At 71.9% G+C, this 9,808-nt stretch carries 11 protein-coding genes; 7 read left to right on the forward strand and 4 right to left on the reverse strand.

The features are described 5' to 3' along the window. The first annotated feature begins 6 nt into the window (after window positions 1–6). The 4 genes from AB0B68_RS26260 (at window position 7) to AB0B68_RS26275 (ending at window position 3,508) form a co-directional block, all read left to right on the forward strand. On the forward strand, window positions 7–1,071 hold the full coding sequence (locus AB0B68_RS26260; protein WP_357263360.1) for a LacI family DNA-binding transcriptional regulator: 1,065 nt from the start codon (window positions 7–9) through the stop codon (window positions 1,069–1,071). 2 nt (window positions 1,072–1,073) lie between these two features. Beyond that, window positions 1,074–1,277 (forward strand): hypothetical protein, encoded by a 204-nt coding sequence (locus AB0B68_RS26265; protein WP_357263363.1) that lies wholly within the window; start codon window positions 1,074–1,076, stop codon window positions 1,275–1,277. A 98-nt stretch (window positions 1,278–1,375) separates the two neighbouring features. Further along, window positions 1,376–2,833: a serine/threonine-protein kinase gene (locus AB0B68_RS26270; RefSeq protein WP_357263366.1), complete on the forward strand. Its 1,458-nt coding sequence runs from the start codon at window positions 1,376–1,378 to the stop codon at window positions 2,831–2,833. 33 nt (window positions 2,834–2,866) lie between these two features. Beyond that, window positions 2,867–3,508, forward strand: coding sequence for a histidine phosphatase family protein (locus AB0B68_RS26275; protein WP_355009995.1), 642 nt, complete (start codon window positions 2,867–2,869; stop codon window positions 3,506–3,508). 70 nt (window positions 3,509–3,578) lie between these two features. Here the strand turns inward: AB0B68_RS26275 and AB0B68_RS26280 are convergent, their stop codons facing one another. The 4 genes from AB0B68_RS26280 to AB0B68_RS26295 are packed head-to-tail and all read right to left on the reverse strand — an operon-like array spanning window position 3,579 to window position 6,213. Further along, window positions 3,579–4,079: a DinB family protein gene (locus AB0B68_RS26280; RefSeq protein ID WP_357207640.1), complete on the reverse strand. Its 501-nt coding sequence runs from the start codon at window positions 4,077–4,079 to the stop codon at window positions 3,579–3,581. A gap of 44 nt (window positions 4,080–4,123) precedes the next feature. Then, a complete protein-coding gene (locus AB0B68_RS26285) occupies window positions 4,124–4,564 on the reverse strand; it encodes a VOC family protein (RefSeq protein WP_357263369.1) in 441 nt (146 codons plus the stop codon). Next, entirely contained in the window at window positions 4,561–5,394 is an 834-nt protein-coding gene (locus AB0B68_RS26290; protein WP_357263373.1) for an MOSC domain-containing protein, read from the reverse strand. The genes AB0B68_RS26285 and AB0B68_RS26290 overlap by 4 nt, the downstream gene beginning before the upstream one ends. Window positions 5,395–5,403: 9 nt before the next feature. Then, on the reverse strand, window positions 5,404–6,213 hold the full coding sequence (locus AB0B68_RS26295) for a carbon-nitrogen hydrolase family protein (RefSeq protein ID WP_357263376.1): 810 nt from the start codon (window positions 6,211–6,213) through the stop codon (window positions 5,404–5,406). Here AB0B68_RS26295 and AB0B68_RS26300 point away from each other — a divergent pair. The 3 genes from AB0B68_RS26300 (at window position 6,212) to AB0B68_RS26310 (ending at window position 9,014) form a co-directional block, all read left to right on the forward strand. Further along, a complete protein-coding gene (locus tag AB0B68_RS26300; RefSeq protein WP_357207628.1) occupies window positions 6,212–6,994 on the forward strand; it encodes a DedA family protein in 783 nt (260 codons plus the stop codon). The two genes, AB0B68_RS26295 and AB0B68_RS26300, sit on opposite strands and share 2 nt — an antisense overlap. Before the next feature lie 203 nt (window positions 6,995–7,197). Further along, complete coding sequence (locus AB0B68_RS26305) at window positions 7,198–8,379, forward strand: histidine kinase (RefSeq protein ID WP_357263379.1); 1,182 nt, start codon at window positions 7,198–7,200, stop codon at window positions 8,377–8,379. Further along, the gene (locus AB0B68_RS26310) at window positions 8,370–9,014 is read left to right on the forward strand and encodes a response regulator transcription factor (RefSeq protein WP_357263382.1); all 645 of its coding nucleotides are present in this window, start codon (window positions 8,370–8,372) and stop codon (window positions 9,012–9,014) included. Before AB0B68_RS26305 ends, AB0B68_RS26310 begins: the two co-directional genes overlap by 10 nt. Window positions 9,015–9,808 lie beyond the last annotated feature (794 nt).

A 9,808-nucleotide genomic window follows, 5' to 3' on the forward strand; every position in this document is an offset into this window, starting at 1 on the left:
GTGCCGGTGAAGCCAACACTGCAAGCCGTGGCCGACGCCGTCGGCGTCTCGCGCAGCACCGTGTCAAACGCCTACAGCCGCCCCGACCAGCTCTCCGCCGCCCTGCGCGAGCGGATCCTGGACGCCGCCCGGCAACTCGGGTACCCCGGCCCCAACCCCACCGCGCGCTCCCTGCGCCGAGGTTTCGTCGGGTCGATCGGGGTGCTGTTCACCTCGCAACTGTCGTACGCCTTCACCGACCCGTTCGCGGTCCGCTTCCTCGCCGGTGTCGGCGCGGCGGCCGAGCGGCACGGCACCAGCATGCTGCTGGTGCCGCTGCCACCGGCGGTGACCGACGCCCGGCAGGCGGTGGAGAACGCCGCCGTCGACGGGTTCTGCGTCTACTGCGTCGCCGACGAAGAGTGGGCCCTCGACGTGATCCGTCAACGCGGGCTGCCGTTCGTCAGCACCGCCGCCCGCGACGACGCCGGCGCCGACGAACGGTTCGTCGGCATCGACGAGCGGGCCGCCGCACGCAGCGCCGCCGCGCACGTAGCGGGGCTCGGGCACCGTCGGGTGGCGCTGCTCGCCGACTCCGTGCTGCCCGACGCGCCAGCCGGCCCGCTCACAGTGGCCGGGGTCGACCAGGTGCCGCATCCGACCACCCGAGGTCGGCTCAGCGGGTTCGCCGACGCCTTCGCCGAGGTCGGCGTCGGCTGGGCCGAGCTGACACTTGTCAACGTCCCCGGCAACAGCCGCCCGGCGGCAGCCGCAGCCGTCGCTGGGCTGTTCGACCAACCCGCACCGCCGACCGCCGTGCTGGCCGGCTCCGACGTCCTCGCGCTCGGTGTGCTGGACGCCCTGGCCGCACGGCCGGCCCACGATCGTCCCCCGGTCTCGGTGACCGGCTTCGACGATGTCCCCGATGCCGCCGCTGCCGGCCTCACCACCGTCCGGCAACCGGCCGAGGAGAAGGGCCGGATCGCCGCCGAACTGCTGCTCGACCCGCCTGCGGACGCCGCGGCCGGTCACGTGCTGCTGCCCACCGCACTCGTCGTCCGGGAATCCACCGGACCGGTCCCAAGGAGTTGACCATGGAACTTCCCACCGGATACATCACCGCGCTCGACGCCATGAACCGGCACGTCAACTCGGCCCGACCGGACGCGCCGGTCCAGGTCGAACGCCCCCGCCGAGCCCTGCTCGCCCCGACCCGGCAGGCCACCGCCCTCGCCCTGCGCCGGCTCGCCGACCGCATCCAACCGCGACCGCTGCCCGGCACCCCGCGCTGCTCCTGACCCGCACCAATCCCATTCCGGTACGCACGGGACGAACAGTGTGGGTCCGGGCACGCAGAGTGGTCGACTGCGGTGTTGCCAGGCAGACTGGTGAAGTTATGTCGCCGCTCACGCCCACTCTCCGTCTCCACGACCGCTACGTACTGCACGAGCGGATCGGTCTCGGTGGCATGTCCGAGGTGTGGCGAGGCGACGACGAGGTGCTCGGCCGGCCGGTGGCGATCAAGGTGCTCGCCGGGCAGTTCGCCACCGACCCACAACTGCGGGCCACCATCCAACGCGAGGCCCGCGCGGCCGCCCGGCTGACCCACCCACACGTGACCCAGGTGTACGACTACGCCGAAGCGACACTTGCCGGCGGCGTTGTGGTCCCCTACCTGGTGATGGAGCTCGTCGACGGCCACAACCTGGCCGACCGGCTGCGGACCGGGCCGCTGCCCTGGCCGGAGGCGGTCCGGGTGGCCGGGCAGATCGCCGCCGCGCTGGCCGCCGCGCACCGCATCGGCGTCGTGCACCGCGACGTGAAGCCCGGAAACGTCATGCTCACCGACACTGGTGCCAAGGTGCTCGACTTCGGCATCGCCGCGCTCGGCGGCCTCGACAGCCAGTCCGGCGAACCGCTGATGGGCACCCCCGCCTACTTCGCCCCGGAACGGCTGACCGCCGGCCCGCCCGACCCGGCGAGCGACGTGTACGCCCTCGGCGCACTGCTCTACCGCACCCTCACCGGGCGGGCGCCGCTACCCGTGCAGAGCTGGGAGGACGCGCTGGAGGTGCACCGGCGCGGCATCCCGGTGCCGGCGCTGCGAGTGCCCGGCCTTCCCGCCGACATCGCCGAGCTGACCGTGGCCTGCCTGGCTGCCAACCCGGCCGACCGGCCGAGCGCCGCGCATCTGGCCCGCCGCTTCGGTGCCGGTCAGCCGGTCGAGCCGCCCACCGAGCTGCTGCGCATCCGGCCGGTCGCCCACCCGCCCACCCTGATCGACAGATCGGTGGTGGCCCGCCCCGTCCCGGCAACAGCCGCACCGCCGCGACGCCGGTCGCGTCGGCCCCTCGGCGTGCTCGTCGGGGCCGCGCTCGCCGTGCTGATCGGCGTCGGCGCCCTGATCGCGCAGAATCCGTTCGGCAACCCGGGCAGTCCCGACCCGACCGAGATCGCCGCCGCACCGTCGACCTCCGCCCCGGCCCCCGCGCCCACGACGCATTCGCCGACGCCAGCCGCACCGTCCTCGTCACCCCCCGCCGCCAGCACCGCGCCCTCAACCGTCGGGCAGCAGGTGCCGGTCAGCTTCCGCGAGGTGAGCAGCGAGTTCGCCGCCATCCTCGCCACCGCGGTCGCCCGCGACGACATCGACCGGAAGACCGCCGAAGACCTGCGCGACGACCTGGCCGACCTCAACCGTCGCACCCGGGACCGCGCCGAGCGCGTCGCCGACCTACGGGACCGCATCGCCGAGCTGGTGCGACGGGACCGCCTACCAGCGCAGACTGGCGAGAAACTGGACGCTCTGCTCGCCCGGACCGGCACGTTCTCCACCAGCCGTACGGACGACTGATACCTCCGTCGATACCGCTGGCATGATGTCCCGATGCGGACACGTCTGATCTTCGTGCGACACGGCGAGTCGGTCCACCAGCTCGAAGGAATCATCGGTGGGCCACGTGGCTGTCGGGGCCTCACCGCCCTCGGCCACGAGCAGGCACACGACCTGGCCAACCGGCTCACCGGCGACATCGCCGCCGACGGGCCGGTGGCGGTCTACTCGTCCGTGCTGCGCAGGGCCGTCGAGACCGCGCAACCGATCGGCGCGGCGTTCGGCGTCCGGCCCGTGGCCGACTGCGGTCTCTGTACCTGGCACACACCCCCGTACGCCGACGGCCTGCCGACCTCCCTCTTCCGTACCGACCATGCGATTGCGGGCGGCGGCGTGTTCCGACCGTTCGAGGAGGGCAACGAGAGCTGGGCCGAACTGGTGGTCCGCGTCAGCCGCGCGATCATGGAGATCGCCCACCGGCACCGGGGCTCCACAGTGGTCCTGGTCGGCCACAGCGAAACCGTCGAGGGCGCCTTCCACGCGCTCGGCGCGCAGCCGGTCTTCCGGGCGTTCGACCTGGACGTGCCCCCGGCCTCGATCACCGAATGGACCACCGACCACGACCCCGGCGGCTGGCCGCCGGCCCGCTGGACGCTGCGTCGCTTCGCCGACACCGGGGGGTGGGCCAGAGCGTGATCCAGTACCGCCGGGCCGGACCGATTCGGTGTCTCGGACGACGGCGGGCGGATGGCCGGATGGGGCGACGCTATTCGGCGGCCAGGATCTGCTCGCGCAGGATCTCCGCGTGCCCGCAGTGCTGCGCCATCTCGCGCAGCACGTGCAGGTAGACCCAGCGCAGCGGCAGCGGGCCACGCCGGTTGCCGCGAAGCAGGTCGTCAAGGCCCAGGCTGGACGTGGCGCGGCGGGAGGCTTCGCAGGCTTCCCGGTGCGCGCGCTGGACGGCGGCGATCGTGTCGCCGTCGTCCAGGATGAACGATTCGTCCGGCGTGGCCGGGATGCCGATCTCGGAGCGGGGCCGGCAGGTGACGGCCTCGTCGAACCAGACCTTCTCCACGAACGCGGCGTGCTTCACCAGACCCAGCAGCGTCGTCCGGGACGGCACCAACGACCGCCGCGCCTGCTCCTCGGTCAGCCCGTCCAGGTAACCGTTGAGCGCTCTGCGGTGCTCGTCGATGAACGCCTCGAACTGCGTCTGGGCTGACTGGCCGACGACATCATCGTCGAAGGTCGGAGGAAATGACGTCATTCCCGAAGCATTCCAAGGTCATTGCCGCCGCGCAAACAGCACATTCAGCCGAAGGAGAGAAGAGCGCCGCGCTCGTCGGAGCGGGCGGTGCCCGCCCAGGCGATTTCCCACCGGTTGCCCTCCGGGTCGGCGATGTAGCCGGAGCGCCCACCCCAGGACCGGTCGGTCGGCTGCGCCACCACCGTCGCCCCCGCCGCGACGGCGGCTTCGAACGCTGTATCGACTTCGTCGGGGCTGTCGACGTTGCAGGCCAGGGTGACCCCCGACCAGCCACCGGCCGGCACGGGCACGCCCGGTGCCGCCTCGGCGGCCAACTCCGGTAGCGGGTAGAGCGCGAACAGCACACCACCCAGCAGGAAGGCCGACCAGCCGTCGTCACTGGCCGGCAGCTCGGGCCAGCCCAACGACCGGTAGAACGACCGCAGCGCGGCGACGTCGCGTGCTCCCACTGTGACCACGGACAGTCGGGAGGGGACGGTACTCATGGGCAGACCGTAACGTGGTCGCCGTCCGCCACCCGCCCGGACCGGAGCACTGTGGCGTACGCGCCGACACACGGCTGGGGACCCATTCCGGGCAGCGGTTCGATCCGGTTGAGTCGGGCGGGAGCCCGCAGCGCCTCGGTCTCGCGGGGCAGCGGGCCGTGCGCGAGCGTGGGCACCGCGCAGCGCGGCGTCGGGGCCAGCACGGCGAGCACCAGGTCCCGGCCGACGCGCAGTTCCCGGCCGACCCAGTCGTTCTCGGCGAAGGCGTCCGTGTCCGTGTCGAGCACCAGGTTGGGCCGGTAGCGCTCCACAGTCCCCGCCCCAGGCGGTAGGTGCCCGGCGATCCGATCCAGGGTCGCGGTGGTGACCAGGTGGATCGGAGCGAAGTCGAAGAAGGTCCCGGGCAGAACCGACCCGAGCCGGCTCTCGTCGGCCAGGACCTCTTCGGTGAGGCCGGCGGCGAGCACCGCCTCCGGGTGGGACCGCAGCAGGGTGGCACCGGGCGGTACGGCGTCGATGAGGGTCACCGGGCGGCCCACCGCCGCGCTCAGCGCCGTGTCGATGCCGGGGTCCTCGCTTGACAGGTGTCGACCGTCGGGCAGGGTTATCCGTACCGGATCGGTCACCCCGCCGGTCGCTCGTAGCGTGAGCAGGCCGCGCCAGCGATGGGGTTGCTTGGCGCTGGCCACCCGCCCACTTGTCTGATCCAGCAGGGCCAGCACGCGGTCACCCGCGATACCGGTCGCGCCGATGTCGGCGGCCGAGGTCCGCTCTCCGAGCAGCGACTTCACCGGGTACCGCCGCAGCTGCACGACTCGTCCGGAGATCATTACGTCACCCTAACCGCGCCCGCTGCCCCGGCGGGGGGACGTGAGGTTGACGCTGACCGACTCGCCCGGGCCGGTGCCCGCGCGGGCGTACTCTTCGCCGTCCGGCGTCCAGACGCCCGAGAGCCCGGCCGCCTCGGTGTAGCCACCGCCGGTCGACCCGGCGAAGCTCGCCACCGCCACCCAGACCCGGTGCGCGGTGGCGATCCGGTGCGCCCGCTGGTCTGTCACTGCGGCGTCACGGGCCGACTCCAGGACGCCCGCCGCGTACACGTCGATCCCGAGCGCGGCCGTCCGGTCCGCGTGCGCGGCCACGCCGGTGTCCTTGCAGATCGCCAGCCCCACCCGCCAACCGTCCACATCGAGCACGACCGGGGCGTCGCCGGGCCGGAACCGACGGGCCTCCGCGTCCCCCAGCCACATCTTCCGGTACGCCACCGTCGCACCGCCACCGGTCACCGCCAGCATCGCGATGTGGTCGCCGGTGACCGGCGCACCGACCAGGGCCAGCGCACCCGCCTCGTGGCACGCCTCGACCAGCGGCGCCAACCGCGGGTCGTCGACTGACACGACCGGCGCGTCCAACTCGTACCCGGTCAGCGACAGCTCCGGAAAGACGACCACCCGGGCGCGCGCCGCGCGGACCGCGGCGGCGTGCGCCCGTGCGTTTGCCGCGACATCCAGGGGTACGCACGGCGGCTGGACCACCGCGAGCCGCAGCGGGGTGCGGCTTTCCGCACCCCCACCGGTGTGGTCGACCCGCGCGGTCGGGCGGTCGGCCCCATGGTCGGCTCTCAGGATGACTTCGTAACGTGGGCGCATGATTCGAACGTCCCACGCCGTGTTCGCCACCGGAACCCCCGCCGCCGCAGCGGAGCCACCACAGGACGGGATCGTCGGCTACGTCACTGACCTGGTGGAACGACTCGGCGGACCGGGCGCTGGCCTGGCAGTGGCGTTGGAGAACCTCTTCCCGCCGATCCCCAGTGAGGTGATCCTGCCGCTGGCCGGGTTCGTCGCCGCGCAGGGACGGATGAGTCTGGTCGGCGCGATCTTCTGGACCACGCTGGGTTCGGTGGTGGGCGCGCTCGCGCTCTACCTGATCGGCGCGGCCCTGGGGCGCGACCGGATGCGCAACATCGTTTCCCGGCTTCCACTGGTCAAGCTCAGCGACGTGGACCGGACCGAGGCGTGGTTCCTGCGCCACGGTGTGAAGGCCGTCTTCTTCGGCCGGATGATCCCGATCTTCCGAAGCCTGATCTCCATCCCGGCGGGGGTTGAGCGGATGCCGGTGAGCACGTTCCTGCTCTACACCACGCTGGGCAGCCTGATCTGGAACACCACGTTCGTGCTCGCCGGTTACCTGCTGGGTGACAACTGGCATCTCGTCGAGGGCTACGCCGGCATGCTCCAGAAGGTGGTGATCGTCGTCTGCGCGGCGGCGGCCGCCTGGTTCGTCGGGTCCCGCGTGCTGAAGGCCCGCCGCGCTGCCCGCAACCCCGAGCCGACCGAACCCGAGCAGGGCGCACTGAACGGGATGCCCGACCCGGGCGGTCGAGGCACCCTCTACCGAAGCGGATCGTGGGCGTCGGACGAGCGGTAGCCAGCCCTTCTGGTTTCCTTGTTCCTTGCCTTTGCTCTGCACCCCAGACTGCACCGGCGTCTCCTTTGCTCTGCACCCCAGACTGCACCGGCGTCTCCTTTGCTCTGCACCCCAGACTGCACCGGCGTCGCGTGCTGACGCCCTGCATCAAACGTGCGCCTGCGGCGGGCGCGTCACACGAAGCGGAGCAAGCGGGAGCAGGCTTGCTGCGGAAGGCGGGCGAGGTGGTGGGGGAGCGGCGGACCGGCAGGTGGTTGCTTCGGCTCCGGCTGCCGCTCGGTGTCGCCGTCGGAGTCGCGACGGCCGTCGTCGAGTTCGTCTTCCTCGCCGTCGCGTTCGCAGCCTGCAGTGTGTTCGCGGTCGCGCCTGCGGCGGGCCGTCGGGTTACCGGCCTGACCAGCAGGTACGGCGGGCGGCTCGTACGGATGGAACACCGCCGCCTCGCCGGGCTGCTCGCCGCGCAGGATCTGCCCGTGCCGCACACCGTGGCGACCCGGCGGCAGCTCGGCTACCTGGCCGCCCGACTGTTGCCCGGCGCGCTCGGCCTGCTGGCGTACGCCGTGCTCGGCGTCGGTGTGGTGCTGGCCGGGATCGTGCTGCGCGCGGCCGTGCGCGGAGACCTGACTGTTCTCGACGCCCTGTCCCAGGTCGCCGTCGGGGCGGTGCTGCTACTGCTCAACGTTCAGGCCGTCGCCAGCATCGCCGCACTGGACATCTGGCTGGCGCGACGACTGCTCGGCGCGGGAAGTCGGGCCGAGCTGACCCGCCGGGTCCACGAGCTGACCACCAGTCGGGCCGGAGTCATCGCCGCCGTCGACGCCGAACGGCAGCGCATCGAACGCGACCTGCACGACGGCCTCCAACAGCGACTGGTCGCCCTCGGCATGCTGCTCGGCCGGGCCCGCCGCGCCCGCGACGCCGACCGCACACACGCACTGCTCGCTCAGGCACACGAGGACGTGCAACGGGCCATCGAAGAGTTGCGCGAGGTGGCGTGGCGGGTCTACCCGTCAGCGTTGGACGACAGCGATCTAGGTGAGGTCCTGGCCATCGTCGCCCGCGGATCCGAGGTGCCGGTGCGAATCCGCTGCGAGCTGCCGGTCCGCCCCGAGCGGCAGGTCGAGACGGTGCTGTACTTCGTGGCCTGCGAGGCGCTCACCAACGCCGCGAAGCACGCCGCCGCTACCCTGGTCACCGTCGAAATCGGAGTACGGGATGGGTGGATCCGGATGCGCGTACACGACGACGGCGTCGGCGGCGCGGAACCGACCGGACGCGGGTTGTCCGGGCTGGCGCGACGGGTCGCCGCGCTGGACGGCCGACTTCTGGTGACCAGCCCAGCCGGCGGTCCCACGACCGTGCTGGCGCAGCTGCCGTGCGCCTAGTCCTCGCCGAAAACTCGACGCTGCTCCGGGAAGGCCTGACGCGGCTGCTCGCCGACGAGGAGCACGAGGTGCTCGCGGCGGTCGGGACCGCCGACCAGCTTGTCGAGGCGGTCGGACGATCCCGTCCCGACGTGGTCGTCACCGACGTCCGGATGCCACCCAACCACACCGATGACGGACTGCGGGCCGCCCTGGAGATCCGTCGCCGGTGGCCCGATACCGGCGTCCTCGTGCTCTCCCAGTACGTGGAGCGGCGTTACGCCGGGAGGCTGCTCGCGGACCGTCCCGAGGGGGTCGGCTACCTGCTCAAGGACCGGGTCGCCCAGGTGGACGACTTCCTCGCCGCCCTCGACCGGGTGGCCGCCGGAGGCACCGCCCTCGACCCGGAGGTGGTCCGTCAGGTGGTGGCCGGCTCGGACCGTCCCGACCCGTTCGGTCGGCTCACGCCGCGGGAACGGGACGTGTTGCACGAGATGGCCCAGGGGCACACGAATCTCGCTATCGCCCAGCGGCTGCACGTATCGCAGAGCGCTGTCGAGAAGCATGTCAACGCCATCTTCGACAAGCTCGACCTCGCACACACAACGGGCTACAGCCGACGAATCCTCGCAATCCTGCGCTACCTGGGCTCCTGACCCGCCCAGGCCCTGGGCAGGACATTGCGGCCGGCCCGGCATGATCAACTCGGGATTCTTGATGTCGGGGTGTCCGGGCGTCCGGGATGCCCCGACTTCCGTGAACCCGAGTGGATCACCTCGAGTGAGGGGCGATTCGACACCGCCGAACGGCGGGGTGTGGGTGTTTTGTCGGTTGATGGGTGGTTCTGGGATGTGGTCGGGCACACGCGTGGGCCGGAATCATGGCCAGACCGGGGTCGTTACATACCCTGACGATCGCAGTACCACGGCCCGCCGCCCGACCTTTGCGGGCTGGTCGCGCAAGTGGGAATGGCGGCCGCCCCCGGTCGTTGCAGTCCCCACGCACGACCGACGGGCACCGCTTAGACGAGGGTGCCGGCAGGTGGGCCAACCCGGAATGACCTCGGCCCCCCGGTCGTTACAACCCCCACGACCGCTGGCACCGCCGCGATGAGGGTGCCGATGGATGGGCCGACCCCGGAATGACCCCGGCCCGGCGGTCGTTACACACAGACCCGGCGCCACGAGCCCCCGCTCGGCAGGCCGCCGACCCTGACGCCCGACCAGGCGTCACCCCCCCAGACTTTTTCCCCTTTGTGAAGTGCAGCGCCGGACGAGGTGCTCACACCTTCACCGCCGTCCCCCCTTTGACGGTGTGGGTGTTCTACCCCCGAAGGAGCTACCCCCATGAACACCATCATTCGTAAGAGCATGCTGTCTGTTGCTGGTCTCGCGTTCGCCGGTGGTGTGTTCGCCGGTCCGATCGCCGCCCACGCCAACCCGGTCGACGC

The organism is Micromonospora sp. NPDC049049, assembly GCF_040649115.1.
Taxonomy (GTDB): domain Bacteria; phylum Actinomycetota; class Actinomycetes; order Mycobacteriales; family Micromonosporaceae; genus Micromonospora.

Bases quoted from the DNA above. Each gene is read 5' to 3' on its own strand.
- AB0B68_RS26290 (WP_357263373.1), bottom strand. From the start codon at position 5,394: ATGATCTCCGGACGAGTCGTGCAGCTGCGGCGGTACCCGGTGAAGTCG.
- AB0B68_RS26275 (WP_355009995.1), top strand. From the start codon at position 2,867: ATGCGGACACGTCTGATCTTCGTGCGACACGGCGAGTCGGTCCACCAG.
- AB0B68_RS26265 (WP_357263363.1), top strand. From the start codon at position 1,074: ATGGAACTTCCCACCGGATACATCACCGCGCTCGACGCCATGAACCGG.
- AB0B68_RS26300 (WP_357207628.1), top strand. From the start codon at position 6,212: ATGATTCGAACGTCCCACGCCGTGTTCGCCACCGGAACCCCCGCCGCC.
- AB0B68_RS26280 (WP_357207640.1), bottom strand. From the start codon at position 4,079: ATGACGTCATTTCCTCCGACCTTCGACGATGATGTCGTCGGCCAGTCA.
- AB0B68_RS26295 (WP_357263376.1), bottom strand. From the start codon at position 6,213: ATGCGCCCACGTTACGAAGTCATCCTGAGAGCCGACCATGGGGCCGAC.
- AB0B68_RS26270 (WP_357263366.1), top strand. From the start codon at position 1,376: ATGTCGCCGCTCACGCCCACTCTCCGTCTCCACGACCGCTACGTACTG.
- AB0B68_RS26285 (WP_357263369.1), bottom strand. From the start codon at position 4,564: ATGAGTACCGTCCCCTCCCGACTGTCCGTGGTCACAGTGGGAGCACGC.